Here is a 25,174-nt window from a genome sequence, read left to right as displayed (position 1 = left end):
CACCTTGGCGGTTGTCAGCGGGGACCGGCGTCGCCTGCAGAAGACAGCACCGCGATGGCTGCGCCCGCTGCTCAGCCGACAGCCGGTCCTGCACAGCGATTGGAGCCTGCAGCATCCGGAAAAGTGGCTCAGCCCTCTCTTGCCAAGCGGCCCGAGGACGTGCTCGATGCCTTTGCCGCCGCCATCGAAGCCCGCGACTGGCGCAGTGTCCGCGCTTTCTGGGCAGACAAGGGGGATCGCAGCGGCATGGACGCGAGGCTTTTCGCCGAGACTTGGGGCAGGCTCAAGGCTCCTTCGGTAGTGATCGGCGAAGGCCAGCAGGAAGGCGCGGCGGGTTCGATCTATTATACCGCCCCGGTGGTCATAACCGATGGTGACCGCACGATAACGGGCGACGTGATCTTGCGAAGGGTCAACAACGTGCCCGGAGCGTCGGCGGAGCAGCTGCGCTGGCATATCGACAGCACGACGCTCAACCCAGGCAAGCCCTGAGGACAACAGCGGCGAAGCTTGCCTAAATTGTAAGTAGCACATACAGAGCCGCGCAAGTGTCGCCCCGTAGCGAAACTGCGGGCACTTGTGGCCCGGCAAGAGGGTCGGCTAGGAGCATGGCTCGCTCTCAATCTACCGACGAGGATATGCACCGATGCTGCTTTACACGCTGATCGCCATGATCAACTACCTCGTGAACATCCTTGTCGTAGTCGTCATCGTGCAGTTCGTGCTGAGCCTGCTCATCTCGTTCAATGTCGTCAACATGCACAACAACGCGGTTGCCGCGGTGTGGAAGGCCCTGAACGCTATCCTTGAGCCGATGCTGCGCCCGATCCGCAAGATCCTGCCCGATACCGGCGCGCTCGATTTCTCGCCGATGGTACTGATCATCGGCCTTAACCTGCTGACGATCCTGCTGAGCGGCATTGCCGCATCCTCGGCGGGAATGTGACACACAAACTCGCTGGATTATAGACGATGACTGCTGCCGTGATCGACGGAAAGGCCTTCGCCGCCACCCTGCGCGCCCGCGTGGGCGATCTTGCCGCTGCGTTCGAGGCCCAGGCCGGGCGCAAGGCTGGCCTGGCCGTGGTGCTGGTGGGCGAGGACCCGGCAAGCCAGGTCTATGTCCGCTCCAAGGGCAAGAGCACGGTGGAAGCGGGCATGAACAGCTTCGAGCACAAGCTGCCAGCCGAAACGTCCGAGGCCGATCTGCTGGCGATGGTCGAGCAGCTCAACGCCGATCCAGCGGTCGACGGCATCCTCGTGCAGCTGCCGCTCCCGAAGCACATCGACGAGCAGAAGGTGATCGCCGCGATCAACCCCGACAAGGACGTCGACGGCTTCCACGTCACCAACGCCGGCCGCCTTGCCGTGGGCCAGCCGGGTTTCGTGCCCTGCACGCCGCTTGGCTGCCTGATGCTGCTCAAGGACAAACTCGGCAATCTATCGGGCCTCGACGCGGTGGTGATCGGCCGGTCCAACATTGTCGGCAAGCCGATGGCGCAGTTGCTGATCGCGGAAAGCTGCACGGTGACGGTGGCGCACAGCCGCACGAAGAACCTCGCAGACGTGGTGAAGCGGGCTGATATCGTCGTGGCTGCCGTTGGCCGACCAGAGATGGTCAAGGGAGACTGGATCAAGCCCGGCGCGACCGTGATCGACGTAGGCATCAACCGCGTGCCCGGCGCCGAAGCAGGCAAGACCAAGCTGGTGGGCGATGTCGACTATGAAAGCGCCGCGCAAGTCGCCTCGGCCATCACGCCGGTGCCCGGTGGCGTCGGCCCGATGACAATCGCGGTGCTGCTGCGCAACGCGCTCGTCGCGGCCTATCGCAACGAAGGTCTGGATCTGGCGGCGGACGCAATCTGATCTGCCCCTTGGCGGGATAGGTTTGGCGGGGTGGGCAGGCTGCAGCGCATCGGCTAGGCTGGTGTGATGAAGCGCCTGATCCCCCTCGCATTCCTCCTTGCAGACACGCCCGCACTCTCTCAATCGGCCCCGGATTCGCAAGGGCCTGGCCGCCCGCAGCGCGCCTATGCCAATCCTTCTGCGCTGATCGCCGCGGACATCGGCTTTGCCCGGCTGGCGCGGGAGAGGGGACAATGGACCGCCTTCCGCGAGACGGCGGACGAGACCGCCGAGATGTTCGAAGACGGACGCCAGCTGGCCAGGACATTGCTCAAGGACCGCAAGGACCCGCCCGCGACGGTAAAGTGGGCTCCGCACCTTGCATGGATCAGCTGTGACGGCACCGCAGGGCTGACCTATGGCGCATGGCAGGGACCGTCGGGAGGGGACGGCGAATACGTCACCGTGTGGCAGCGCCAGTTCAAGGGCAAGGTCGATTGGAAATGGGTGCTCGATGACGGGCAGGACCTCGCCTCGCCCTTGCGCGAGGTGGACTGGGCCGAGGGCAAGGTTGCCGATTGCCCGGCCCGTCCTCGTCCGCCGGGAGACCCAGCGCCGCAGCCCGGCAGCAAGCGCGAGCGCAAGGAGGACAGCAAGCTGCCGCCCATGCGTCCGCTTGCCGGAGCCATTCCGGCAGCCGAAGGCGGCGACAGCAAGGACGGCCAATCGCGCGACGGCAGCCTGGCCTGGCGTTCGACCGTTCTGCCTGACGGCAACCGTCGCTTCACTGCTTGGATCTGGAAAGACGGCGCGATGCGCGAAGCGATCGCGCGCAACTTCAAAGCGAACGGAGCCTGAGGCGATGCTGCAGCTATTCCTCTCCGCCTTCGTCACGCTGTTCGTGGTGATCGACCCGCCCGGCTGTGCGCCGATCTATGCGGGCCTCACCGCCAACGCGACGGCGAAACAGGCGTTCTCCATGGCCTTGCGCGCCTGCCTGATCGCCACCGGCATCCTGCTGGTCTTTGCATTGTTCGGCGAGGATCTGCTGGGCGCATTGCACATCGAACTCGACAGCTTCCGCATTGCCGGCGGCATCATGCTCTTCCTGATCGCGCTCGACATGGTGTTCGAGAAGCGCACCGAACGGCGTGAGGAGCGGGCCGAGAAGGTACGGTCCGCCCAGCCGCAGGTGGAGGACGTCTCGGTCTTCCCGATGGCCATGCCGATGCTTGCCGGCCCCGGCTCGATCGCATCGGTGATGCTGCTGACGGCACGGGCCAACGGGCTGGAGGAAACCGCCGTGATCCTTGGGGCGCTCGCCGTGGTGATGGTGCTGAGCTTCATCGCGCTGGTCGCGGCGCGGCCACTGATCCGGGCGCTGGGTTCGCAGGTGGAGGCGGTGATCACCCGCCTGCTCGGCGTGCTGCTGGCGGCTCTGGCAGCGCAGTTCGTGATTGACGGAATTCAGGCCCAGTTCTGAAGTTCGTTGCAACTACTGCAGCGTCACCCGCCCGCCATCGTCGCTGTCGCGCTTTCCGAAGAACTGCATGAGCTGGACCAGCAACTCGCAGCGGGCGGCGAGCGAGTCGGCTTCGAGCAAGGCCTGCTTGGCGGCGGCATCGAACGGAGCGATCTGGGAGACGCCGTTGATGAGCGACATGTCATCCAGCCGACCGACCGAATCCCAATCGACCGCATAGCCCTGTGCATCGGCGAAGCGGCGGGCTTCCTGTTCGAAGGAAGCGCGCTCGACCGCGCTTAGCGCTTCTGCCATGTCGTCGGCGAGGAGTTCGGCTTCGATCTGGCGGAACGGGGTGGTCACGTCCAGTTCGCGGATCATGCGGAACCTGGCGATGCCTTCAAGCACGAGATTGAACCGCCCGTCCTCCAGCGCCTCGACGTCGGCGATCTTGCCGACACAGCCCACGCTGAACAGCGGCGCGCCATCGACCGGCGATTGCGGCTGGATCATCGCGATGCGCCGATCACGCGCCAGTGAATCGCTGACCATCGCACGGTAGCGGGGTTCGAAGATATGCAGCGGCAGTTGCAGGCCAGGATAGAGCACCGCGCCTGTCAGCGGGAAGATCGACAGGCGCGTCGTGTTTGCGCTCGCGCCCATCGCGCTCAACCGAACAGCACGGCGGAGAGCTTGCGCCGCGTGGCCGCAACCCAGGGATCCTCCAGCCCGATCGCTTCGAAAATCTGCAGCAGGCGGGCCTTGGCCGCGCCCTCGTTCCACTCGCGGTCGGCGGCGATCATGGCAAGGAGCTTGGCGGCAGCCTCGTCTCGCTGGCCGGCGGCATAGAGTCCGTTGGCGAAGGCAAGCTGGGCGTCCATGTCGGCCGGGCGTTCTGCCGCCGCAGCGCGCAGGGCAGCGAGTTCGCCCTCTTCCGGCGCATCCTCGGCCAGTGCCAGCGCGGAGCGCGCTTGAGCGAGGGCCGGATCCGCAGCGAGCTTGGGGTCGAGCGAATCGAGTACGGCCTGTGCTTCGTCCTTCTGGCCTGCCGCGATCAATGCGCGCACGAGGCCGGCGTGGGCCTGAGCATTATCGGGCGCGATCTCGACGATCTGGGCAAAGATGCTGGCCGCGCGTTCGCCATCGCCTTCCGCCAGCACTTCCTCGCCCATGGCAAGCAGCGGCGTCACGTCCTGCTCGGGCTCGCCCGCCTGCACCGGCAGCTTGGCGAGGATCTGGTCGAGGTACTGCTTCAGCTGTGATTCGGTGCGCGCAGGTGTCAGGTCCGCCACCGGCTGGCCCTGAAACATCGCATAGACCGTGGGGATCGAGCGTACCTGGAACTGCGCGGCGATGAACTGTTCCTCGTCGACGTTGACCTTGGCGAGGACCACGCCCTTGTCGGCATATTCTGCGGCGACCTTTTCGAGCACTGGCGTGAGCGCCTTGCACGGCCCGCACCACTCCGCCCAGAAATCCAGGATGACGAGCTTGGTCATCGACGGCTCGACCACGTTCTTGCGGAAGCGGTCCACTGCCTTCTGTTCGTCGAGATTGAGCCCCATGCTGGCCAAGATGCGTCTCCGGTCGATGTTTTCAGGTTTGCCGCACAATGTGGGAACGCTTCGCGCTTCGGCAAGGGGAATCGGGGGTTTTGCGAAAGACTTCGCCTTCGATGCATTTTTGGTGTTGCGCTCTTTCCGAGTCGCCGTTAGAGGCCCCCACACCCCAGCCGGACGGGGCACTTCCCACCGGCCAGAAACGCACGAGCGGGCGTAGCTCAGGGGTAGAGCACAACCTTGCCAAGGTTGGGGTCGAGGGTTCGAATCCCTTCGCCCGCTCCAGTTTCTCCAGCAAAAACAAGCACTTATTAACACCCGGGTCAGCGACCTGGGACCCTCGGGTAACGATGGGGTAACTTACCCCACTTCGCTAGGCAGCGTTACGCCTACCTCAGGACTGATCTTTCGGCGGAATTGGGAGCCTTCGTGGCTTCGTACCGCCCGACCAGCGGAGTCTTGCAGCAAGATCGCCGCAATCCCCATCACTGGTCCAGCCGGACCAGTCCAAGTATCGATTCTCCCAGACAGCCGCCCGCCCACAGGGCCGCTACAGAGGAGAAACCGCCGTGCCCGCCACCCTACCCAATGGCCTATACAAGATAGCCTTCGAGACAGCCTCTGGGGCCGAATACGGGGTTGCTTACCTCCAGGACGGCAAGCTGCGCGGCGGCGACAGCGGCATGGCCTACGTGGGGAGCTACCAGATGGATGGCGACCTACTTACGGCTGACCTCTCGGTTACGCAGCACAGACACGTGCCGGGGGCTGTAAGCGCCCTGGGCTTTAACAACGTGCAGGTGCAGCTTGCCGGGCTGGTGGACGAAACCAACAACGTTGTGCGGTTGACTGGGACCAGCCCGATGTCGAAGAGCATCCGGTTCGGGGCCAGGCTGAGCTTGTTGGCGGACTAAATCTGATACCGCAATTCACACGGTGCGAATGACCAACTCAAGTTTCCAAACCTCTATCAGAAGGTAACGAAATTTCTTCGCGTTCCGCTATGAGTCCAACCAATCAATTTGCGTTGGCCCTTGTACAGCCGACTTATTCGAGAATCTGATTGCCTCATCAATCTTCTCTAGAACATACCGCGCTCCGTTTACTTGACCCTGCGCGTAACCCGGGTGGACACTCAGAGATTGAAACTGAGCAGTAAGGTACGCCTTGAGATTCTGGAGCAGGCCAACATTCTGAGCGAAAGTCAGACGTCCAACACGATTTTCAACTTGCATCAGATCAAACACGCGCGCTTCTAAAGTTTGGTCATTCATTGGCATTGTTGGCAACGTTGAGACGAGATATTCAGAGCGCCCTGCAAGCAGTCTCAGATGTGCCCACCCACTAGCCGTCGCCTTAACGCACTCGCCGGAGCTAAGTGTAGAGACGTTTGCCGAATCTGCCTCAATTAGTTCCTTCTTTAAAAGAAATTGAGCAGCATCGCTGATATCCTTTGACACATACCCATACTTTTCAAGATGATTTCTGAGCCTCTCAACTGCAACGAAGCCCATTTGCCCATTATCGCCAGGCACCTTTCGCTGACCGATAAGAAAAAAGAGACATTCTATTATTAAAAAATTGTTCGGTCTAACCCAGTTTGAATCACAATAAAATATGTTTGCGACAAATCCAGACGCGTCACTGAAAAATCTGTAATCTTGCCTCATGAGAATACGAAGTATCAGGTACTCGGGAAACTTTTTAGCCTGCCCGCCAGATGCAACAGTTGCAATTATATTTTCTGGCATATGGCCAGAATTTATAATTGCCATAAACATATCAAGAGCTTTTCGAACATTTCTCCCTGCAAGCGCCTCCATAACCCTAGATATATTTGATGTACGCTGAAATAACTCCAAATACACGGCTCGCAAGAAATCGCCGGCTTTATCCTTTGAGTATGAAATGTTAGCCCCAGAAGGAGTGCTGTACTTTATGACTTTTGGAGCTTCGTCTTCCAGCGCTTTTAGGCTTAACTCGAGCCTGCGCTTTACGACATCCACAAAGCGTGGCGGGCTAATGTGAAATACCTGTCCGGTTTTGTAGGTATCAAGAGGGCGTTCATTTTTATGCGCCTCAAAGGTTGTATCTCGCATTTGCAGCAATACGAGACATCTCATCTGATTCATGAACCAGAGTGCCAACTGAAAGGCAGACAATTGGTTTTTAACGTCGCGCCTATCGACGTTATCAAAAACGGCAATTACAACATCGCCCCTGTCACCTTGTAAATGGCGAGCAAGTCCGGAAGCCAACTTTTCCGGGTCCTGACGCCAACCTTCAATGTCACGGGCCTTTTCCAGAAGCCCTCTTCCCGGTGTTGCAGCATCGACCCGGCGATAGAAAGCGTCTTTGTCGGCTAGATCGTTCGAAAATACTCGCTCTTGATCATCAGGATCTCTTAGATTGAGAGGCGCGCCCTCCTCTATAATGCTCTTTGCAAAGCTTGAGCACACCCAGTCTTTCGCATCGGACAGATTCTCCGGCGCAAAATTAAAATCCAGAAATGCCCAATGACTAATTTCCCTCATATCAGACGGCTGTAGATACTCCTTGTACCTCCTGGCAAACAGAGACTTACCTGAGCCAACTCCGCCCGTGACTAATTGGAGTTCACCTGAGGGCGATCTCTGAGATGTCATGGCACTAAGACGATTTGTCAGTTCGTCCGCCCTTTTCTTTGTGGTTTGAATTTCAATCCTAGATCGACTCCGAGAGAGTCTATCAATTAAAAATGACTCAAGAATTTTGTCGTAACTTGTCACCTCATTAGATGATACATAAGCGTTTTTATATATTTCTGGATCGCTATTTTGATCCCTCGACGAAAAATACCTGCGAAGTATTGGAGATAAATCTGCAGCGAAAGTATTGGCTTCAAGTTTTGAAGCGATCATGGCCGGGCCACTGCCTTGATTAAAGGGCCTCCGAAAGCCGACAAGCTTCATTGATGCACTTGCCGCCGCCCCCATCGCTTCAAGCTCCATGCGGCCCATGAGCGCTTGCAGTCTAGTTAGCAGCGAGCTTCCAACGGCGAGTTCTGAAACAGTGCCGCTAATCTCCGGTATTTCGTTATCCCACTTTCCCGCTGCAAATTGCGACCCATTACAAGCAAAAACGACTTCGCATGGGTTAGTCTTTGGTGGGAAGCGCTTGTTGAGCGCGTGTGCGTAAAGCGACGCTTCCTCCCATGCTTCCTGAACGGGCACGGAAGGTGCTTTCACTTCTACAACTGCCACGGGAATCGACAACATGTAGACACAAAAATCCGGCACGAAGCCTTTGCGAGATTTCGAGCCTTTTCCGATATCAAACGCGGCCAGGAATTCCTTACTTTTGACTGCCTCAAGCTCAATCCCGAGCATTTCGGCTCTGGTGAGCAGTGGGAGTACTACTTGGGTTTCGACATCACCTTCAGTCGCATTGGCTGGCAGGGTAAGCATGTTCATTTTTGGCCCTGTGCTCCTATTGCAGCGCGATGATCAAGCAATGGCAACCTAGACCGAGCGAGGCCAGAAAGCGAGTTTTCAGGGCGGTCTGTAAATGTCTTTTCCAGACCGATGAGTGGATTAGGCATCACACAGCATGCACGGCTTGATGAAGCGCGGAAGCACCTAAGATCGCGTCCACCGCGTCACTTGCCTTTCCCAGCCTTCGCCCCAATGTGCACACCCCCTACAGAGAAAGCCGGAAGCTGGGGCGTGGAAACCCCTCGAGCGATGCGACTCAGTCACCAAATTATGGAGGCCGGGTAGCATGCGCGCATGTCCAGCCGGTTCGCCGGTAAAGGCGCATGCGCTCGTTGCTTCAGCGGGTTTCCAACATCCGACTTTGGCAGCCGCCCCGAGAGGAATATAGCCCTCTGCGCTAGCGATGAGCGACGAGGCAGGCAAAAGCACGCCGACGATAGCGCTTTTACCCGACGCCCTTCGTGCAAAGACCCATCGTCAGTTCAAGAGCCGCAAGATCGGTACGATCTTGGCTTGCCGGATGACTGTGGACACGTCATTGGGCCACCCTCGTCCTATGGGGGAATATATATGAAATTCAACGTGTTCACCGCTATCGCCGCTGCAAGCCTACTCATTCCTGCCGCCGCGCACGCCAACTCCGTGGCGTTGGAAGCGAACGGCGCAAGGGCGCACGACGTTTGGGGCGGCGAGATTGGGGTTGGGTACAGCCTTACCAAAGGGCCATTCACGCTCCGGCCCATGGTCGGCGCTTTTGTCTATCAAGGCGACAACGACCGCTACAGCCGTCAGACCTTCAACAATGGCCAGACCGTTTGCCGGGACACGACGAATGGGCAGTTCGCCGCATCGGAACGTTGCGATGACACGGCTGCAAAGGCGTACGGCAAGGTCGAGGCCACGGTATCAATCACTGGAGTTGCCGAGATCGGCGGCGGCGCAAGATTCAGCAGCGATAAGGTTCGGCCCTACGGCACTGCCGCGTTCAGCCTAATGCCCAAACTCAAGCTCAAGGCGAACGGTGGCCCTGAATACTACGCTGTTGGTCTGCTGGCTAACTTTTAACACTACCCGCCCCCGCGCTCTGCAACGCCAGTGCGGGGGCACACACCTTGCCTACTCACAAGCCACGCCGTCGCCATCTCGATCTAAACCTGCCCGGTAACCTGGGTCGCCCCGCCGCAAGGGCACTGCGCCAGCCGCGCGCGCCGCCGCGCAGTTGGGGAAGTATGCGGTGCCGCCAAGCGCGCGCTGCGGGGGGCGAGGGACCGGTGCACCGCCCGACCCGTTGCCCCTGTGGCAGTGGTATTCGCCGGTCTGCCTGTTGTTGTGGCAGCCGTCCGCGTTAAGGCCGCCGCCGTGCGCGCCCAAATTCGCTGGCCACGCCAACAACAGCAGAAAGCATACCTTGGCGGCGCGCGCTGGCATGCGTGGCCCTAAAATGCCCGCTTTACCGTAGCCGGGTCAAACTTCCGGCAACGGCCATTAAACTGCCCAGCCTTACCCGCCAGGCTCACAGTGCCCGTAAGCCGGTCCAGCACCAGTTTGGGGTGGTTGATCACGTTTACGCCAACTGTGCCGGTAATCTCGTTGTCCGACACCTTGATGCCCTTAATCTCGAACCAGCCATCCGCGCCACCGCGAATCACCGGAAGCATTGCGCGGGGCAGGCGCGCCTTGCCCTCGCCGCCCTCTATCCAGAGCTGTAGCTGGTCCTCGAAGCCGACCGAGCGCTGACCGGTAATTGTGGCGCTAGCGCTGTTGCCGTCGCTGTCCCACCCCTGCGCAAAAGTGTTGGTCTGCTTGTTGGCAGCGCCCGCACCGTCGCACACCAGATTGAGGCGGTTGCCCGCCTCCTGCGCGAGGACGGGGGCGGATACCGAAAGCAACGCAGTTGCGAGTAGTTTGCGCATGGGCGGGGGATTCTCCTTCGGCCTCTGCATCGCATTGAAATCTTAAAGATAAGTACCCAGTCCGGCCAGCCTGGCGTCCGAGTCGTTTGCTGCATACCCGCATGCAGGACAGGCGCGGTCACTTGCCTTTCCCAGCCCTTCGCCCCAATGTGCCCAGGCCTTCCGAGAAAGCCGGAAGGTGGGGCGTGGAAACCCCTCTTGAAGCGACTCGGTCACCAGATTCTGGAGGCCGGGTGGCATGCGCGCATGTCCAGCCGGTCCGCCGGTAAAGGCGCATGCGCTCGTTGCTTCAGCGGGTTTCCAACATCCGGCTTTGGCCGCCGCCCCGAGAGGAACATAGGGGCGGCGAACGTGGCCAAGCGGCGACGCTCCTAAATGGAGCACAGCATGCAACGATTTAAGCCATTCAACAGAAGCGCCAGCATTCATTTTGCATGGGTGGCGTTACTCATCCAGTCTCCTGCCATTGCGCAGCAACCCAAACTGCCCTTTGGCCCAGCGGAAAGGGACAGGTTGCTAACGATGTGCGAACTCGGCCGACAGGCTCAGGATGTCGGCAAAGCAGACGACGCAAAGAAGATTGCGAGGATGATGATCGAATCGACACCTTTCGAAGAAGCGGCAATGTATCAGTGCCAGACATATATGGTTGATTATCTTCGCAACCCCAAGAACTCGACACACCTCAGGATCAAGCGTCTGGCTGATCAAGCACAGGCGAAAAAATAATCGAAATTGGGATCGCGGTCACTGAGGGGCGGCCCCACCCCGCCCCCTATACCCCGCCATGGGTCCCCAGGGACTTTTGCGGTAGACCGTTCCGGCCACCGACCGCGATCACTTTACCTTCTCTACGCTCTTGGCATCGAGTCGTTGCCAAGGCCCAGACTGCCTTGGTCCAGAGAAGGAAAGCAGACCATGGCAACCGAAACCGGCGCGACCGTAGACGCCGCGCGCCCTCGCAAAACACTGTCCGTAAAGCTGGCCGCAAAGGCCGAGCCCCAAGCGGCCACAGCTCCCGCAGCGCTCGTACAACAAGCGCAAGTCCCGCCTGCCTCCACGCCACCAGCGCGGCCCGCAGAGTGGTCCGACGAGGACGAGAAGCTGTTCAACGCGCTTGCCGCCAGGCGCAAGGCCGCGCGCGCCGGGCGTCGTGGCCGCGACGTTGGCGGGCAAGTGATCCGCCCTGGCGACATTGCGCCGAACCCCGGCACTGTGGTCGCCACTATAGTGTCGCTGGTTGCAGAGCTTGGCACTGTAACCCGCGCGGGCCTGGTTGCGGCCATGGGCAAGGCCGCTTTTGCGCACCCCAAGGCTAAGCCGCAGGACGCCGCCTGGTGCCAGGGCTACATTGCGGGGGCCATGCGCGACGGCTTCCTCGCGCTGGCCGACCAGACGCGGGCGGCAGAGCAGTGAGTTTTCGCCAAGCAAGGTTTGTCGCCTACTTGCGGGTTAGCACGGCAAGGCAGGGCGCTAGCGGTCTCGGTCTTGAGGCCCAGCGCTCTGCGGTGCAGGCCTACCTGGCCAGCGGCGGGCACCAGTTGGCGGCAGAGTTTGTGGAAGTGGAGAGTGGGAAGCGGGACAACAGGCCCCAGCTTGCCGCTGCACTAGCGGCTTGCCGCCTGCACCGCGCAACGTTGGTCATTGCCAAGCTTGACCGGCTTGCGCGCAACGTCCGCTTTATCGCGGGCATAATGGACAGCGGAGTTGATTTCGTTGCCTGCGACATGCCGCACGCTAACCGCCTAACGCTGCACTTAATGGCGGCCATGGCAGAGCACGAAGCCATGGCCATTTCGGAGCGCACCAAGGCAGCGCTCGCGGCGGCCAAGGCGCGGGGCGTAAAGCTGGGCAACCCGAACGGCGCGACGCACTTGCGTGAAGGTGCGCGGGCAGCGGCATTTGTCGGCGGCCAGGCTAAACGTAAAAGGGCAGACGCATATGCGCGGCAGATTGCAGAGCTGACGGAAGAGTTGGAAGGTCGAGGCGTCATTGGATTAACAGCCCAAGCCAAAGAGCTTAATCTACGGGGGGTGCCAGCGCCGAGCGGTGGATGCTGGAGCTCTGCACAGCTTAGGAGAACTCTTAAACGTTCCGTCCTTTTAGCAGAATGCTCTGTAAGAATTTAGAATCAATGAAATAATGATTGATCAGAGAGAAATTGTTATTTATTCAGGACTAGTCCAGATATATGGAATATGCGTTGTGGAGGCATGAAATATGCTTGGGTCAGAGCTTTTCGACGAACTGGCGCAAAGTATGTCGGACAAACCAGGGGGAAAGAAGCTCTCGAATATGGCCTTATCTAGGTCGCTGGGAATTAGCTTGAAAGAACTTAAGGAGCTTGAGAGTCGGGAAATAACTGCCCGTGATGTTTCCCGAATAGTTGCACGGCGGTCGCAGGTTGCTGAAGGAGCAATCTGTGATTCTGCTATCGAGCCGATTGTTGAGTTTTTTGAGCTTGAGTACGAATGGACCACGCAAGGTGCTTCCGCACGCCTTTTCCCGCTCAAAGACGAGGATGGAAAGCCTTATCCATACCTTGTGGCGCTATGTGATCGCCTAAAAGAAGCGAAAGGCATTTACGTTTTTCACGATAGCAGAGGCAGAGCCATCTATGCGGGTAAAGCAGTGCAACAATCATTGTGGGCTGAAATGACCAGCGCCTACAATCGGAGACGGGGCGAAGTTCAATCTATTAAGCGTGCGGATCACCCTAGAATCAAAGGTAAATTTGGCGCAACAGCAGTTCAGATTAAGAGGCGCGAAATCTGTCTATGGGAAATGGCGGCCTACGTCAGCGCATATGAGGTCCATGGCGATCTGATTAGCAAGATGGAAGCGCTTATAATTCGAGCCTTTGCCAATGACCTCCTAAACGTGAGGATGGAGCATTTTTAAGAAAAGTCGCAGCCATGGGTATTAGCCAGAGGCACGAACCCAAACGGACATTTGGACTTATGCATCCTGGTTCTTGCAGGGAACCCACGAACCGCGCGTTGGCCTGCAGGGTCGTGTCCCACGGGGTGGTGTAGGAAGGTTTCTCTGAGAGGGTGGCCACCGTCGATCTTCTGGTAGGGTTCGGATGCGAACTCGAACCTGGAGAAGAAGACGATGACCGACGACAGAATGGCCCTTGTTGAGCTGATTGAGCAAGGGGCAGACAGCGATTTGGTGCGCGATATGCTGGCATTTGCCGCCGAGCGCATGATGGATCTGGAGATTGAGGCCAGAACGGGTGCGGCTGCGGGCAGTCGCAGCCCGGCGCGGCTCAACCACCGCAACGGCTATCGCGAACGGGGCTGGGACACTCGGGCCGGCCGGATCGAGCTGGCGATCCCCAAGCTCAGGAAGGGCAGTTACTTCCCGAGCTTCCTTGAGCCACGCCGCACGGCTGAGAAGGCGTTGGCGGCGGTGATCCAGGAAGCCTACGTCCACGGTGTCTCGACTCGCTCGGTCGACGATCTGGTCAAGGCGATGGGCGCCAGCGGCGTCTCGAAGAGCCAGGTGAGCCGTCTGGTGGCCGAGATCGACGAACGGGTGAACGCCTTCCTGCAGCGGCCGATCGAGGGCGAGTGGCCCTACCTGTGGATCGACGCCACCTACCTCAAGGTCCGCGAGGGCGGGCGGATCGTCTCGACGGCGGCGATAATCGCCGTCGGCGTCAACACCGATGGTCGGCGCGAGGTTCTGGGCGTTGCCACCGGCCCTTCAGAAGCGGAACCCTTCTGGAAAGCCTTCCTGCGCTCGCTCGCCGACCGGGGACTTCGCGGGGTAAAGCTGGTCATCGCGGACGACCACAAGGGGTTGCGCGCCGCCGCCAGCAAGGTGTTCGCCGCGAGCCAGCAACGCTGCCGGGTCCACTGGATGCGCAATGCGCTGGCACATGCCGCGCCCAAGCAGCGACCGGCAGTCATCGCCATGATCAAGACGATCTTTGCGCAGGAAACGGCTGAAGCGGCTCACCAGCAATGGGAACAGGTCGCCGATGCCCTGCGCGAGAAGTTCCCGAAGCTGGCCGACATGATGGCCGGATCGCGCGAGGACGTGCTTGCCTACATGACCTTCCCGAAGGAGCACTGGGCGCAGATCGCTTCGACCAACCCGCTGGAAAGGGTGAACAAGGAGATTAAGCGAAGGGCCGATGTCATCGGGATCTTTCCGAATGACGCCGCCGTCGTCCGCCTCGTCGGAGCACTCATGCTGGAACAGAATGATGAGTGGGCGGTGTCACGCCGTTACATGACGCTGGAAACCCTCGGCTCGGTGAGCCATAACCCCATTGTCAGCCTGCCAGCTCTGGCTGCCTGACCCGAACCTGATCCTACTGCGGATCGACGGTTCCTACACCACCCCGTGGGACACGACCGCCTGCAGCCGTTGGGGGGGCGGTTTACCGCTCGCCCCTACTTTGGCTTGTGGCAGTGGTACTCGCCCGTGGAATGATTCTTGTGGCATCCATTAGCGTCGGTGCCGCCACTGTGTTGGGGAGCCCCAGGCACGCTTGTGCTCTTCTGAGTGGATTTGATAACCGTTGTTTTGCTGGTTTTGGCAGGCTCATCATGGGCCACTACCGGGGCTGAAAGAGCGAAAACCGAAGCGCAAGCAAATACCTGGAATAATTTCATTTTGTTTCCCCTGTTCAAGCAGGGAACGTGTCACAAAGACGCTAACGAGTCCAATCCTTGATTGCGCCATACATCCAGTACAGCACGGGTAAGGCCATCAGGATTCCGAGAAGTGCAGCCTCGAGGCGTATGCGCATTCCTCCAAGGTCCCGTGCAGAGGGCCGCAAGTCAATGGTCGCGCATCCGCCTTGCATCGTTGTTCTTTGTATGTCCCAAATATGCCATGTCCCGAATCGATAGAAGCATCATCGCCGAAGCATTGCTAACAGCCCCAGGCTGGGCGCGCGTTGGCATTTCCGACCCAAAGCCGTGGCTGCGCGAGGACGCCGCGCTCGAGCTGGCCACCACTATCTTGCAACACGCCGACGTTCCGGACGACAGCGAAACGCGGCAAGCCAACCTGACCCTGTGACATGCAGTGGTCGGCAGACGGCCTAATGGTGCCGCCCTACTTTAGTGAAATTGATGCCCCTGCCCGACCAGGTGCTCTCTTGGCGGCATATAGCGCCGCGTCGGCACGGATGAATAATTCTTCGGGGTCATAAAAGTATGGATCGTTCGGAGCAGCCACGCCACTTGCCGCGCCAATTGTAAACATGTGTTGTTGCCAAAAAATGGGTGCCCGCAGTTGAGTTAGGAAGCGGGCTACACGCGCATTTAACGCGGCTTCTGGCTCTCTGTTGCTGACGATTACAGCGAACTCGTCGCCGCCGATGCGGGCAGTCAGAAGTGCTTCCGGGAAGTTCGCTGACAACCGCTCTGCAAACACCCTGAGGCAGGCATCTCCCGCCAGATGGCCTAACCTGTCGTTGATACCCTTGAAGCCGTCTAGGTCGAAAAGGATAAGAGCGCCAAGCGGAGCGAACGACGGGGCAGAGCTCCGCGCGTTGAGGAATCGGCTTTCATATACGGCGCGGTTAGCCAAACCTGTGAGAGCGTCGTTCTCTGCCATTCGTCGCAAAGCCTGTGAGCGCAACTTTCCCTCAGTCACATCCTGCTTTAACCCGTGCAGTATTGGACTTCCGCCAGCCCGACGTACCATTTCCCCGCTGATACGCATCCACCGGATTTCGCCATCGGCGCGCTTGATTTGCGCATCGAGAGTGAAGATGCCCCCTCTGTCGATGGCGTGGGCACGGAGCCTTTCCATCTCTTCGCGGGAATCGTCGGCATACATCGCGACCGCCAGTTGCCGATCAGGGACAGTGTCGATTGGTAATCCGAAGATATTGTAGATACCTAAGGTCCAGCTCAGCTTGTTATCAGCAAGGTTGCAGGACCATGCGCCGACTCCCGCTATAGCCATGCCACGGTCGAGAAGCGGATCGACTATCCCAGCGGAAGGGTATCCCCATTGCCTTGACGCAGGAGAAATCTGTTCCCCACAAGGTGAAAAGGCATTCGGGACTAACACTGACATTCGGGTTTCGTACGTAGATTGTCTTAAAAAACCGTGAATTAGTTGCCGAAAGCTGCAAAGCACTAGCGCGCACCTCAAGCGCGATTAACTGTAAATCAAATGCCGCCGCCATTTCCGTTACGTTGTTACGTTAGATGGTCCTTATTCTGCTTTACTTAGAGAATATACTTTACCCTGGAGGGTTTTTATACACGAAAGAATAAAATTGGGGGCCTCTGACGTAACAACGCAACAGAGAAGTCTTTGGTCATTAAAACCTGGTCGAAGACAACTTTCGCATGCCCCCAAAGGCAATTCTTTGCGGTCTTTGCCGACGCGCCGAGACTATGGCTTAGGCTTAGCGACCCGCTTTGCGCGGGGCTTAGCTTCGGGTTCTGCATCGGTCTGGGCCTCGCCCTGTACTACGAGCCTGGCCCCTGGCTTACGGCCAAGCCCAATCTTCTTCGCCAGATCCCGCCGCTTTTCCGCGTAGGCGGGCGCTACCATGGGGTAGTCGGCGGGCAGGTTCCAGCGCCCGCGGTACTCGTCGGGAGTCATGTTGTACCGCGTGGCCAAGTGGCGCTTGAGCATTTTCAGCTTTTTGCCGTCTTCCAGGCAGACAATGTAGTCGTGCTTGACCGACGCCCTAATCGAGACGGCAGGCTCCGGCGCTGCCTCTTCCACGGGAGCAGGTTGATCCAGCCCCGCCAGCGCGTTGTATACGTTTGCGATCAATGTGGGCAGGTCGCCAACCGCAACGCTGTTATTGCCGACATGCGCGGACACGATATCGGATGTTAGGGTGATAAGGGTTTCGCGCATTTCGTTCTGTGCTTCGGACATCGCAGACCCGCCTTTCTATATGTATCGCGGCAAAAAGCGCCGCTGCGCATGGCACAACTATGGATGCGGCTTCCCATTTGGCAACTGCGGCCCGCGTATTGTGTCCAGCGACTGCATACCAGATTGTGGAAATCTAGTAGACTTGGGCCGTTCTGGCGCAGGTTGCCCGATTATCTTTCCGCCCGCTCGTAATGGACTAGCGGGCGCGGCACATGCATACCGGGATGCATCCAGCAACCGCGCGCACAGGACGCCATGCCAGCCGATAGGTCTACATTCAGTCTAACGCGCCCCGCCATACTGGCCGCCCTTGCCGAGTACGACGCCATCGGCCAGGCGGCTTTCCTGCAGAAGTACGGGTTCAAGCCCGCGCAGAAGTACAGGCTGTGGCACGACGGTAAAGCCTACGACAGCAAGGCCATTGCGGGCGCGGCCTTTGGCTACCTGCCAGGCAACCCGCCCCCCTTGCGCTACGACGAGTTCTCTGGCGGGCAGGTGTACGTGATGCCGGTGATGGAGAAGCTGGGCTTCTCTTTCCAGCCGCCGCCGGGCGAAGCGCCAAAGCGCAACCCCCTGTGGACGCGCGACCAGATAATCTTGGCGCTGGACCTTTACGTAAAGCACGGCGGGCGCGACCCGGGGGCGGGCCACCCCGATGTTGTGGAAGTGTCCGCCCTGCTGCGGCAGATGGCCACAGAGGAAGGGCTGGACACGTACCGCAACCCAAGCGGGGTCATCATGAAGATGATGAATTTCCGCAGCGTGGACCCTGCCTTTACCAGCAAGGGCGGCAAGGGCCTTAAGGGCGCGAGCGAGCTGGACAAGGCAGTATGGGCAGAGTTCTACGGCAAGCCGCAGGAGTTGGCCGTTGCCGCAGAAGCCATTCGCGCGGGCGCTGTGGCCAACATGGACGCCGCCGCGCTGGACGCCGTGCAAGGGTACAGCGTTAAGGAAGGCAAGGTTAGCTACAGGCTGCACAAGACCCTGGAGCGCAACCGCAAGGTGGTCGCGGTAAAGAAGGCCGCCGTTTTACAAGCACATGGCAAGCTGGAGTGCGAGGGGTGCGGCTTTGACTTTGCCGCCACCTACGGCCCGCGCGGCTACGGCTACATCGAGGCGCACCACACCAGCTTTGTGCACGCTATGCAGCCCGGCGACGAAACCACGCCCGACGACCTGGCGCTGCTGTGCGCCAACTGCCACCGCATGGTGCACAAGGCTAAGCCCTGGCTGACTATCGCGGAGTTGCGCGCGCTGGTGGGGTAGGGGCGGGCGGAATGTCCGCTTCCGGGACATCTGATTGTGCCCGCGAACGACGGGAACGGGGTAGGAAATGGAAGTCAGTTCTCTTGCGGTTCACCGTCAATTTTCGATGCGTGACGTCGTGTCAGCGTGTTTTTCTTGATCTGCCGCTTTGCAACCCATTCCATTGCGTCATGATCTTGTTCGGTGAACATCAAGTCGATTTCGCGTTTGGACTGCCCGTCCATGATACCCTTGAGGGTCTGATGCTTACTGCGGCTCACTTCGGAAGGTTACCATCGGGACCGTATGGCAGCAATGGCGTCGTATCCGGAATGGCCGCTTTCGGTAACCGACGCTGCAAATGCCGCCGCTATCGAGGCACCGGGATTGCCAAAAATCTGCACAGCCAGGCTGGTCGAAATCTTGCGATGCGGGCAATGTTGCGCGGTAAAACCGGCCATCGCACGGCGCGCCACAGAGCACCTCCCCTGCTTGGGTACACCAGCCATCGGCAGAACTGCAAAGTGGCGTGCTGAGTCACAAAATTAGCAAAGCTCGTTACGTTGTTACGTTAGAGTGACTGATCTCGACACCTCGCAGACATAAAACACCCCCACTGCAGGGTAAATTTCTCTACGAAAGAATCGAAAACAGGGGTCTCTAACGTAACAACGTAACAGAACCGCTTTGCGGCCCTATTCGGCCCCAGGCCGCTCGTCGCCGTTGGAAACCTCGTACCCGGTAGCCAGGCCAAACCACCGGATGCACTCCGCTCTGGGCGGGATGGGGTACATGCGCACGGCGGCCTTGTTTACGTCTGCCTCGTCGCGGCGCGTTTTCGACTCGAAGCCTGGCGGCATGTACCGGGCCAGCTTGGCCTTAAGGCCGCGGTCGTCTGCCCTGTGCCCGTGGGCGCGGGCAAAAGCCCGGTAGTCCTTGGCCAGGTCGGCAGCCGGAACCCAGGTCACCTCAGTGGGGTGCCAAGGGTAGAGACTCGTTTCGCCGTCGCCAGACAGCACGTGCGCCCCGCGACACCAGCAGTTTCTCCGCTTGTCCAGAGAATCGCGGGCGTCGCGGGGGTCGCGGGGGCTGCTTCGATTCTTGCGGTCTTGGCACCCAAATCGGGGGTGTGGCGGCTCGGCCTTGTCTCCTGTTTTTCCTCGAAAATAGAGATAGATAACCGCGACACCCGCGACACCCGCAAGTGGGCAGAATTGCCCGCTTCTCGGTCAGCACCGGCGGGTGGCGCGACACCCGCGCGACACCCGCAACTTGCCACAGCCCCCGCGACGCTGGCCCGTTAGAACGCAGTGGGCAGGGGCTTTCCGCCCCCCGCCGACTCGGCCACAAAGTGATCGTTCGTGGCAATGTCGAACGTGGCCACCTTGTCGCGCGGGTTGCGGCCCACCTTAATGTCGAACCCGGACACACGCAGCCCGTCGGCAAGCCGCTGCACGCGATCCTTCAGCTTGTTCGTCGCCGGCAAAGTGCCAGGAGGCGCATAGCTTCCTAGCACCAAAAGGACCTCTTTAGCGGTGATGCCCCGCAATGCGGCACCGCCGTTGCTAAAGTGCCCGACAAGCGCCTCGACCAAGGGGTCACCTTCCGCAGCGCTGCGCTGCAGAACTTCCTGCTCGGCACACAACAGGTCGGAGAACTCGCCAGGCTTAAGCCCAAGCTTGCCAGAAGCAGCCTCGACCCATGCTGCAAAGTCGGCCAAACGCGGCGGGCGCACTTGCTGCGATTCCACCATTGCGTCGATGGCGCTGCGATTGCGCAATGCAGTGGCAACACAGTCGAACAGGAAGCCGACCATCTTGCCCGCGTCTTGCGAGAAGGCGTTCCACACAGACGCTTCGGTGCGGCGGGGATTCACTGGCTGCGCCACTACGCGCAAGGTGCGGTCCAGCAAGTCACCTCTGTTACTTGGCGCGCCGATGCAGGTCGCGATGCAGGGGCGCGCAATGAAGGATTGATGCTCGTCACCATCGGTGTGCAGCTTGCGCGTGGAGAGCGCCCCTCCGGTCAGCAAGCGGCACAACTGGTCGGCCACATCGGCGGAGAACTGCGTCACGTTGTCAAGCAACAGGACCGAGCACCGCGATGCTTGCACGTGCAGGTTCCGCTCTTCGGTCGCCATACTGAAGCGCCCCGCTGCGTGATTACCGTTGGGGGGGTCGGTAAGGGCGAGAACCTTGTCAGCCATGGTGCTTTTTGCAGAACCCGCCTGCCCCTCGACCAAAAGGAGGGGGTTGGCATTTCCGGCGAAGAAGGTTGCAAGCATGAACCCGACAATCCGCAGAAGGTCTTCGCCAGACACGTTGAAGTGCGCGGAAAAAGTCCCGAGTTCGCCGCCAGAGACAGGCGCGGGCAGTGCGCCGCGACTGCCCAACACGAACCTGATAGGTGGGGAACCATCAAGTATGTGCCAGCCGCTCGCATCGATCTTCGCCACGAGACCGGCGTTTGGGTCGAGCAGGACGTACACACTGCCTTCGTGGAAAGCAGAGCGCAGGTAAACCGGGACGCGCGGCTTGTTCATTGCCCTGGCGCGCAAGATACGGAGCGCCGCCTGGATTTTGTCCTTCGACGCAGTCTTGGTTGCCGTTTCCTCGTGATACCGAAGTGCAAGCAAGTCTTGGTATTCACCACTTTCCAGCGGGACGGTCACCCGCCGCACCGCCCCCCCGCCCAGTCGGCGGTCGAACGTCACGTGCGGCTTGCCATCAGGCGTCAAGAAAACGTCGTCGTTCGCGTTCATGGTGCTGGCGATGATAACGCTTGCCGGATCGACATTGCGCCCCTTGCCGCTTTCCGGCCCGCCAATGCCAACACCTTCGCTGCCAGTGCTTTCCGGGTCGGCACCTTGTGCCGTTGCCCCGCTCGCGAACTTCCAGCCTGCCTCCTGCGCGCGGCGGACATAAGTTGCCACAGTAAGGCGCTCGCCATCGCTACGCCCGTCGCGAATACTGTCCCACCGCTTGCGAACGTCGTCCTCTCCCTCGTAGCCGTCGGCTGAAGACGACAGGGTCAGAAACAGGCTCCAGCCGTCTTCCTGGAAGCTGTTCTTCAGAGCAATGCCCAAGCGAATCCACTCGTGGTAGTCGCCAAGGTCCAACGCATCGTGGGCCACCAGGTGGCGCAAAGCGCTCTCCGCACGAGCAACGTCACCTGTGCCTACGGGTGTGGTAGGCAGCGGGCGCACTGCGCTGCGCTCTTGAGTGACGATCCCAGCAGCCCTTTCGGCAGCCTGCAGAGCCGCAAGAAAATCAACGTAGGAGTACGGCTCGCGCTCCTCGTCAACCTCGCAGGTAACAAGATGCGGGGTGGCAGGGTTCTTCTTATGGAGGTATCCGGGCAAACGCATCACGCGGGGCAAGTCGTGCACCGACTTATCAGACCCAAACAAGCGAATCAGGCGCTGCTGGACCTTGCTGAACTGATCCAGAGGGATGCCGTCAACGCGCCAGTAGAAGTGAAACTTGCCCGGCGAGGTCGTAACAGTGATCTGCGGGGGCAGGCCTAAGCGCTTTACGTTTTCGTGCGGCGTGCCGTCGAAGTCGGCGAAGAAGCAGTGCGCGTCAACGATATTGGCCGCGGATTCCCCCTTACCGTCAGAGGGATTGACCTGGACGAAGACGCAAAAGCCTTCGTCATTCAACGACAAAAGCGAGCGATGCAGCTCTTCATGCGAGCCTTTGCGGATGCGGACATCGCCCTTCCCATGCAAGCCTTTGCGAATTGCACGGAAATGCAGAACGCCATCGCGGCCGATCGCGCGCAGGAATGCCTGGGTGTGGGCAAGATTTGGCTGGGGATCAGCCAGCGGCGGCTTCGAGGGGGCAGCAGGAGTATTCATTCGGCAAGACTCGTTCGTTCCAGCAAGCACGGGCTTGCCGGTGGGGTTGGGAAAAGTTTCTGCGGTGGGGGCGCGGCCCTCGGGCCGCGCGTTATGGCCCGGTGGGCCTGGTCAGAACTCGGCCTCGGCGCCCCATTCAAGGGGGGCGTCAATCCACTTTGCTACGTCGGCTGCGCGCCAGGCGACACGCCCGGTAGTTACGGCCACGGGGACGGGGAAAGTTCCGGCCTTAACGCCGCGATAGATGCTAGAACGCGACAGCGAGGTCGCCTTCATCACCTGCTTGATGTCGAGGAAGGGGCAATCTTCCGGCTGGCTAGAATAAGACATTGTTTCTCCTAGGCGCGGGTTGTTTGGTGCGCCATGGAGTTACAATAGGTGCAAAGATTGCTGCCGTATTCTGTAACTGTAATCACCCTTTAGACTTACTTGAAGCGGTATTCCACCCGATCATGGTCCGGTAGATAGTCTGAGAACTCAGGATGACGCGGAAAATTCTCTTCCGAGGTTTCTCCTTCAGGCGAAATTTTACCATTCAAGATACCTACGTAGTTGTCGTAACTGCCTTTAATCTCGGAAATGTCGGATTCGAAGCCCACCCTGCGCAAAACGGCGACAATGCTTTTTGCGGGCTCGCTAAGCGTCCACTCGGTATCTGTGGTCCGGCTGGCAGCCACCTGCTCCCTTTTCTCCGGACGCTTCCAGCCACCCCGATAGGGATGCCCTTTCGCGTGCATGTAATGCATCACCGCCATCACGGCGGCGTCAAGTTCCGGACTTCTGCTTGGCTTGTTACCGCGCTTGTTTGCTTTCGTGGCGGCGACAAAATCCTCCCAAGGCGCACCGGCAAACACCTTCAGGGCGTCGATCACACGCTGCTCCTGTTGCGCGTCGACCACCGTGTCGCTGCCTTGCTGGGCAGAATACAGAACGCGAGATAGTGGAGAAATGTCGAAGGTCTCGTGAATGGCAAGCAAGCGCGTAGCCTGCTCCTTCAAATGTCCCAGAAGACTCTCGACCTCGCGCATAGCAGTCACGAATGCAGGTTCCTCCTCCCAGGTGACGAAGTCTTCGAGTGTATCGCGAAGTCCGCTGCGGCGTGGCGCATTCGCTCGCGCCAGAGCAATTGCGGATTGGAGCGTAAGGTAGCGCGGCATCGTCTTCTCCCGACTGTGGACCGCAGACATGGGTGCGGCCCCGCCCCAAGCAATGGCGCGGCGCATCATTAGAAGACGCGTCGGTCACGTTGGGGCGAGGTCGCGGAGCGTTTGCGGGGCAAGAGCCTCGCCAAGGCCTTGCGGGCCTTGGTTCGTCGTCCTGTTCCGTCACACTCGGTGAGCGTTGCATCCGGATGCGGTATTCTTGCTGCGTCTGCCGATGCCGAAGATTAGCCCACACGACCTGGGCATTCGCGAGCTGTCCATCAAAGCCGGTCGGGGCTTTGGAGGCCAGTGGTTCTCGTCAGATCAACGTCAATTGCGTCTGCACCTGCGGGTTTACGGCGCGTGATGGGCGGAATCCAAGAAAAGTGTAATCTGCAAACTAAACTTTATGCGCCCCGGCCAATGCCACAATGTGATCGGCCAGCCGCACTAGGGCCTCGCGCTTTTCGGCAAGGTAGTCGTGCCGGTCGTAGGTTGCATCGAGGCTGTCGACACGGTGGCCAACAATGCGTCGTGCCACTTCCCAGGGGATACCCAGTTCCGACAGTTTCGAGCGGACCGTGCGCCGCAGGTCATGCAGCGTCCAACCTGTTACCCCACTCGCCTCGTCAAGCAGGGACTTCCGCTTGTTAAAGGCCGAACTGGGCCGCTTGCCGTCGGTCGTGGAAAGTACAAACGCTTCGGTCGTACCCCGGGGGAGAGACGAAAGTATCGCCAGTGCAGCCGGTGCCAATGGTCGTGCATTTGCTCTGCCGCTTTTCGAGCGATGGGGTGGCAAGCGCCACACATCGCCATCAATCTCGCCCCACGTCAGTTCGGCAACCTCGTTGCGCCTTGCGCCGGTAAGCAGGAGCAGGCGCACTAGGGCGCCGAACGCTTTCGGCACTCCGTCGCATGCGTTCCAGACCAGGGATAGCTCGCGATCGGTCAGGATGCGATCTCGCTGGACGTGCTTCGCAGGCGATTTCAGACCGGTACAGGGATTCGTGGCGATCTCGTCGCGAGCCACGGCCCAGTTAAACAGGGCGCGGTAGGCCTTCAGTAGGTTCTCTGCCGCAAACGGTTTATCGTCTTCGACAAGGCGATCCATGATCGCGAGAATATCCCCCTTCGTAACGTCGGCTGCCGGACGGTCCTGAATTCCTGCCGCCTCGGCACAAAGCAACTTAGACCGAATGTTGCGCCAAGATCGGAGGTTCGGTTGCAGGTGCAATTTGGTGTAGCTGTCCACCAGCTCTGCCACCGTTTTGCCCTTCGCCGTTACCTCTTGCCGGTCGACATTTGCTAGATCGCGCAGGGCTTCGAGCGCCAGACGTCGGGCGTCTGCAAGGCCAAGGACAGGATACCTGCCCAGCGTTTTGCGGATCAAAGTCCCATGGCGAACGATGAGACAGAACGACTTGGTGCCAGTGCCCGACACCCGCAGATAGAGACCGGGGCAGATCGCGTCGGAAACCTCGAGGCGCTCACCCTTGCGGCATCTGCAAGAATTTATGAAGCGATCCGTTAGTTTTATCTTGGCCATAGCAGTATCGGGTAACAATCTGGGTAACATGCGCACGCGCACTGGTGGAACCACTTGCTATTTATAGGTACTTTCCTCAATTGACTAGTGATACTATATTTGTATCTATCTGTTTCACTTAGATTATTATTCAAAATTGCCAAGGTTGGGGTCGAGGGTTCGAATCCCTTCGCCCGCTCCAGTTTCCACTATCACCTCATCGTTGAATTCGGGCTTGGTTTCTCCCTTCGGGGAAACCTTACTGCTCGATTTGCAATCGC

The 25,174-nt window shown here is 59.6% G+C and carries 27 protein-coding genes and 1 tRNA gene; 15 read left to right on the top strand and 13 right to left on the bottom strand.

Annotated elements, in window-relative coordinates; genetic code table 11:
* The first annotated feature begins 123 nt into the window (after positions 1 to 123).
* The 5 genes from AC3WLM_RS09370 (at position 124) to AC3WLM_RS09350 (ending at position 3,328) form a co-directional block, all read left to right on the top strand.
* Positions 124 to 492: a hypothetical protein gene (locus tag AC3WLM_RS09370; protein ID WP_156135732.1), complete on the top strand. Its 369-nt coding sequence runs from the start codon at positions 124 to 126 to the stop codon at positions 490 to 492.
* A 154-nt stretch (positions 493 to 646) separates the two neighbouring features.
* Positions 647 to 946: a YggT family protein gene (locus AC3WLM_RS09365; protein WP_039332988.1), complete on the top strand. Its 300-nt coding sequence runs from the start codon at positions 647 to 649 to the stop codon at positions 944 to 946.
* A 26-nt stretch (positions 947 to 972) separates the two neighbouring features.
* Positions 973 to 1,866 carry a bifunctional methylenetetrahydrofolate dehydrogenase/methenyltetrahydrofolate cyclohydrolase FolD gene (folD, locus tag AC3WLM_RS09360; protein WP_062348090.1) on the top strand — a complete coding sequence of 298 codons (894 nt, stop codon included), beginning with the start codon at positions 973 to 975 and terminating at the stop codon, positions 1,864 to 1,866.
* 66 nt (positions 1,867 to 1,932) lie between these two features.
* Positions 1,933 to 2,703 carry a hypothetical protein gene (locus AC3WLM_RS09355; protein WP_492477208.1) on the top strand — a complete coding sequence of 257 codons (771 nt, stop codon included), beginning with the start codon at positions 1,933 to 1,935 and terminating at the stop codon, positions 2,701 to 2,703.
* Between the two features lie 4 nt (positions 2,704 to 2,707).
* On the top strand, positions 2,708 to 3,328 hold the full coding sequence (locus tag AC3WLM_RS09350) for a MarC family protein (protein WP_039332992.1): 621 nt from the start codon (positions 2,708 to 2,710) through the stop codon (positions 3,326 to 3,328).
* A 12-nt stretch (positions 3,329 to 3,340) separates the two neighbouring features.
* Here the strand turns inward: AC3WLM_RS09350 and AC3WLM_RS09345 are convergent, their stop codons facing one another.
* Together AC3WLM_RS09345 and AC3WLM_RS09340 are read right to left on the bottom strand one after the other, a co-directional pair.
* On the bottom strand, positions 3,341 to 3,970 hold the full coding sequence (locus AC3WLM_RS09345; protein WP_039332993.1) for an LON peptidase substrate-binding domain-containing protein: 630 nt from the start codon (positions 3,968 to 3,970) through the stop codon (positions 3,341 to 3,343).
* 5 nt (positions 3,971 to 3,975) lie between these two features.
* Complete coding sequence (locus AC3WLM_RS09340) at positions 3,976 to 4,872, bottom strand: tetratricopeptide repeat protein (protein WP_039332994.1); 897 nt, start codon at positions 4,870 to 4,872, stop codon at positions 3,976 to 3,978.
* Between the two features lie 204 nt (positions 4,873 to 5,076).
* Between AC3WLM_RS09340 and AC3WLM_RS09335 the strand changes: the two genes are divergently transcribed.
* Positions 5,077 to 5,151 (top strand) — tRNA-Gly (locus tag AC3WLM_RS09335).
* A gap of 284 nt (positions 5,152 to 5,435) precedes the next feature.
* The gene (locus tag AC3WLM_RS09330; protein ID WP_492477207.1) at positions 5,436 to 5,780 is read left to right on the top strand and encodes a hypothetical protein; all 345 of its coding nucleotides are present in this window, start codon (positions 5,436 to 5,438) and stop codon (positions 5,778 to 5,780) included.
* Between the two features lie 87 nt (positions 5,781 to 5,867).
* Here AC3WLM_RS09330 and AC3WLM_RS09325 read toward each other — a convergent pair whose 3' ends face one another.
* Complete coding sequence (locus AC3WLM_RS09325; protein WP_492477206.1) at positions 5,868 to 8,318, bottom strand: hypothetical protein; 2,451 nt, start codon at positions 8,316 to 8,318, stop codon at positions 5,868 to 5,870.
* A 591-nt stretch (positions 8,319 to 8,909) separates the two neighbouring features.
* Between AC3WLM_RS09325 and AC3WLM_RS09320 the strand changes: the two genes are divergently transcribed.
* On the top strand, positions 8,910 to 9,404 hold the full coding sequence (locus AC3WLM_RS09320; RefSeq protein WP_492477205.1) for a hypothetical protein: 495 nt from the start codon (positions 8,910 to 8,912) through the stop codon (positions 9,402 to 9,404).
* 51 nt (positions 9,405 to 9,455) lie between these two features.
* On the opposite strand, the gene AC3WLM_RS09315 is transcribed toward AC3WLM_RS09320, so the two are convergent.
* Together AC3WLM_RS09315 and AC3WLM_RS09310 are read right to left on the bottom strand one after the other, a co-directional pair.
* Positions 9,456 to 9,767: an excalibur calcium-binding domain-containing protein gene (locus tag AC3WLM_RS09315; RefSeq protein WP_492477204.1), complete on the bottom strand. Its 312-nt coding sequence runs from the start codon at positions 9,765 to 9,767 to the stop codon at positions 9,456 to 9,458.
* 8 nt (positions 9,768 to 9,775) lie between these two features.
* Positions 9,776 to 10,252, bottom strand: coding sequence for a hypothetical protein (locus AC3WLM_RS09310; RefSeq protein WP_492477203.1), 477 nt, complete (start codon positions 10,250 to 10,252; stop codon positions 9,776 to 9,778).
* A gap of 387 nt (positions 10,253 to 10,639) precedes the next feature.
* Between AC3WLM_RS09310 and AC3WLM_RS09305 the strand changes: the two genes are divergently transcribed.
* The 5 genes from AC3WLM_RS09305 to AC3WLM_RS09285 all read left to right on the top strand — a co-directional run bounded on the left by AC3WLM_RS09305 (position 10,640) and on the right by AC3WLM_RS09285 (position 14,563).
* Complete coding sequence (locus AC3WLM_RS09305) at positions 10,640 to 10,981, top strand: hypothetical protein (RefSeq protein WP_492477202.1); 342 nt, start codon at positions 10,640 to 10,642, stop codon at positions 10,979 to 10,981.
* Between the two features lie 189 nt (positions 10,982 to 11,170).
* A complete protein-coding gene (locus AC3WLM_RS09300) occupies positions 11,171 to 11,668 on the top strand; it encodes a hypothetical protein (RefSeq protein ID WP_492477201.1) in 498 nt (165 codons plus the stop codon).
* The gene (locus tag AC3WLM_RS09295) at positions 11,590 to 12,381 is read left to right on the top strand and encodes a recombinase family protein (protein WP_492477200.1); all 792 of its coding nucleotides are present in this window, start codon (positions 11,590 to 11,592) and stop codon (positions 12,379 to 12,381) included. Before AC3WLM_RS09300 ends, AC3WLM_RS09295 begins: the two co-directional genes overlap by 79 nt.
* A 91-nt stretch (positions 12,382 to 12,472) precedes the next feature.
* On the top strand, positions 12,473 to 13,153 hold the full coding sequence (locus AC3WLM_RS09290; RefSeq protein ID WP_492477199.1) for a hypothetical protein: 681 nt from the start codon (positions 12,473 to 12,475) through the stop codon (positions 13,151 to 13,153).
* 213 nt (positions 13,154 to 13,366) lie between these two features.
* Positions 13,367 to 14,563, top strand: coding sequence for an IS256 family transposase (locus AC3WLM_RS09285; RefSeq protein ID WP_004207098.1), 1,197 nt, complete (start codon positions 13,367 to 13,369; stop codon positions 14,561 to 14,563).
* Positions 14,564 to 14,658: 95 nt separating this feature from the next.
* Here AC3WLM_RS09285 and AC3WLM_RS09280 read toward each other — a convergent pair whose 3' ends face one another.
* Entirely contained in the window at positions 14,659 to 14,880 is a 222-nt protein-coding gene (locus AC3WLM_RS09280) for a YHYH domain-containing protein (protein WP_472835574.1), read from the bottom strand.
* Between the two features lie 223 nt (positions 14,881 to 15,103).
* On the opposite strand from AC3WLM_RS09280, the gene AC3WLM_RS09275 reads away from it, so the two are divergent.
* Positions 15,104 to 15,292 carry a DUF6771 family protein gene (locus AC3WLM_RS09275; RefSeq protein ID WP_472835575.1) on the top strand — a complete coding sequence of 63 codons (189 nt, stop codon included), beginning with the start codon at positions 15,104 to 15,106 and terminating at the stop codon, positions 15,290 to 15,292.
* A gap of 36 nt (positions 15,293 to 15,328) precedes the next feature.
* Here the strand turns inward: AC3WLM_RS09275 and AC3WLM_RS09270 are convergent, their stop codons facing one another.
* Together AC3WLM_RS09270 and AC3WLM_RS09265 are read right to left on the bottom strand one after the other, a co-directional pair.
* Entirely contained in the window at positions 15,329 to 16,186 is an 858-nt protein-coding gene (locus tag AC3WLM_RS09270) for a diguanylate cyclase domain-containing protein (RefSeq protein ID WP_492477198.1), read from the bottom strand.
* Positions 16,187 to 16,624: 438 nt separating this feature from the next.
* Positions 16,625 to 17,122 (bottom strand): Ros/MucR family transcriptional regulator, encoded by a 498-nt coding sequence (locus AC3WLM_RS09265; RefSeq protein ID WP_492477197.1) that lies wholly within the window; start codon positions 17,120 to 17,122, stop codon positions 16,625 to 16,627.
* Between the two features lie 255 nt (positions 17,123 to 17,377).
* On the opposite strand from AC3WLM_RS09265, the gene AC3WLM_RS09260 reads away from it, so the two are divergent.
* On the top strand, positions 17,378 to 18,388 hold the full coding sequence (locus AC3WLM_RS09260) for an HNH endonuclease (protein WP_492477196.1): 1,011 nt from the start codon (positions 17,378 to 17,380) through the stop codon (positions 18,386 to 18,388).
* A 74-nt stretch (positions 18,389 to 18,462) separates the two neighbouring features.
* Here AC3WLM_RS09260 and AC3WLM_RS09255 read toward each other — a convergent pair whose 3' ends face one another.
* The 5 genes from AC3WLM_RS09255 to AC3WLM_RS09235 all read right to left on the bottom strand — a co-directional run bounded on the left by AC3WLM_RS09255 (position 18,463) and on the right by AC3WLM_RS09235 (position 24,956).
* On the bottom strand, positions 18,463 to 18,648 hold the full coding sequence (locus AC3WLM_RS09255) for a hypothetical protein (RefSeq protein WP_492477195.1): 186 nt from the start codon (positions 18,646 to 18,648) through the stop codon (positions 18,463 to 18,465).
* Positions 18,649 to 19,667: 1,019 nt separating this feature from the next.
* A complete protein-coding gene (locus tag AC3WLM_RS09250) occupies positions 19,668 to 22,226 on the bottom strand; it encodes an AICE element replication initiation protein (RefSeq protein ID WP_492477194.1) in 2,559 nt (852 codons plus the stop codon).
* 111 nt (positions 22,227 to 22,337) lie between these two features.
* Positions 22,338 to 22,556: a helix-turn-helix transcriptional regulator gene (locus tag AC3WLM_RS09245; protein WP_492477193.1), complete on the bottom strand. Its 219-nt coding sequence runs from the start codon at positions 22,554 to 22,556 to the stop codon at positions 22,338 to 22,340.
* Between the two features lie 95 nt (positions 22,557 to 22,651).
* Positions 22,652 to 23,383, bottom strand: coding sequence for a hypothetical protein (locus tag AC3WLM_RS09240; protein WP_492477192.1), 732 nt, complete (start codon positions 23,381 to 23,383; stop codon positions 22,652 to 22,654).
* A gap of 385 nt (positions 23,384 to 23,768) precedes the next feature.
* The gene (locus AC3WLM_RS09235) at positions 23,769 to 24,956 is read right to left on the bottom strand and encodes a tyrosine-type recombinase/integrase (protein WP_492477191.1); all 1,188 of its coding nucleotides are present in this window, start codon (positions 24,954 to 24,956) and stop codon (positions 23,769 to 23,771) included.
* Positions 24,957 to 25,174 lie beyond the last annotated feature (218 nt).

Source organism: Novosphingobium sp. FW305-C-30-35 (assembly GCF_058783135.1).
Note: the sequence above shows the minus strand (reverse complement) of the source record. Positions and strands in the feature narration are given on the sequence as shown.

What these genes read in the sequence shown, in the direction of transcription:
- AC3WLM_RS09305 (WP_492477202.1), top strand. Translation starts at nt 10,640, where the DNA reads ATGCAACGATTTAAGCCATTCAACAGAAGCGCCAGCATTCATTTTGCA.
- AC3WLM_RS09365 (WP_039332988.1), top strand. Translation starts at nt 647, where the DNA reads ATGCTGCTTTACACGCTGATCGCCATGATCAACTACCTCGTGAACATC.
- AC3WLM_RS09350 (WP_039332992.1), top strand. Translation starts at nt 2,708, where the DNA reads ATGCTGCAGCTATTCCTCTCCGCCTTCGTCACGCTGTTCGTGGTGATC.
- AC3WLM_RS09245 (WP_492477193.1), bottom strand. Translation starts at nt 22,556, where the DNA reads ATGTCTTATTCTAGCCAGCCGGAAGATTGCCCCTTCCTCGACATCAAG.
- AC3WLM_RS09240 (WP_492477192.1), bottom strand. Translation starts at nt 23,383, where the DNA reads ATGCCGCGCTACCTTACGCTCCAATCCGCAATTGCTCTGGCGCGAGCG.
- AC3WLM_RS09355 (WP_492477208.1), top strand. Translation starts at nt 1,933, where the DNA reads ATGAAGCGCCTGATCCCCCTCGCATTCCTCCTTGCAGACACGCCCGCA.
- AC3WLM_RS09290 (WP_492477199.1), top strand. Translation starts at nt 12,473, where the DNA reads ATGCTTGGGTCAGAGCTTTTCGACGAACTGGCGCAAAGTATGTCGGAC.
- AC3WLM_RS09280 (WP_472835574.1), bottom strand. Translation starts at nt 14,880, where the DNA reads ATGAAATTATTCCAGGTATTTGCTTGCGCTTCGGTTTTCGCTCTTTCA.
- AC3WLM_RS09320 (WP_492477205.1), top strand. Translation starts at nt 8,910, where the DNA reads ATGAAATTCAACGTGTTCACCGCTATCGCCGCTGCAAGCCTACTCATT.
- AC3WLM_RS09265 (WP_492477197.1), bottom strand. Translation starts at nt 17,122, where the DNA reads ATGTCCGAAGCACAGAACGAAATGCGCGAAACCCTTATCACCCTAACA.
- AC3WLM_RS09340 (WP_039332994.1), bottom strand. Translation starts at nt 4,872, where the DNA reads ATGGGGCTCAATCTCGACGAACAGAAGGCAGTGGACCGCTTCCGCAAG.
- AC3WLM_RS09275 (WP_472835575.1), top strand. Translation starts at nt 15,104, where the DNA reads ATGTCCCGAATCGATAGAAGCATCATCGCCGAAGCATTGCTAACAGCC.
- AC3WLM_RS09260 (WP_492477196.1), top strand. Translation starts at nt 17,378, where the DNA reads ATGCCAGCCGATAGGTCTACATTCAGTCTAACGCGCCCCGCCATACTG.
- AC3WLM_RS09315 (WP_492477204.1), bottom strand. Translation starts at nt 9,767, where the DNA reads ATGCCAGCGCGCGCCGCCAAGGTATGCTTTCTGCTGTTGTTGGCGTGG.
- AC3WLM_RS09325 (WP_492477206.1), bottom strand. Translation starts at nt 8,318, where the DNA reads ATGAACATGCTTACCCTGCCAGCCAATGCGACTGAAGGTGATGTCGAA.
- AC3WLM_RS09250 (WP_492477194.1), bottom strand. Translation starts at nt 22,226, where the DNA reads ATGAATACTCCTGCTGCCCCCTCGAAGCCGCCGCTGGCTGATCCCCAG.
- AC3WLM_RS09300 (WP_492477201.1), top strand. Translation starts at nt 11,171, where the DNA reads ATGGCAACCGAAACCGGCGCGACCGTAGACGCCGCGCGCCCTCGCAAA.
- AC3WLM_RS09310 (WP_492477203.1), bottom strand. Translation starts at nt 10,252, where the DNA reads ATGCGCAAACTACTCGCAACTGCGTTGCTTTCGGTATCCGCCCCCGTC.
- AC3WLM_RS09345 (WP_039332993.1), bottom strand. Translation starts at nt 3,970, where the DNA reads ATGGGCGCGAGCGCAAACACGACGCGCCTGTCGATCTTCCCGCTGACA.
- AC3WLM_RS09270 (WP_492477198.1), bottom strand. Translation starts at nt 16,186, where the DNA reads ATGGCTATAGCGGGAGTCGGCGCATGGTCCTGCAACCTTGCTGATAAC.
- folD (WP_062348090.1), top strand. Translation starts at nt 973, where the DNA reads ATGACTGCTGCCGTGATCGACGGAAAGGCCTTCGCCGCCACCCTGCGC.
- AC3WLM_RS09285 (WP_004207098.1), top strand. Translation starts at nt 13,367, where the DNA reads ATGACCGACGACAGAATGGCCCTTGTTGAGCTGATTGAGCAAGGGGCA.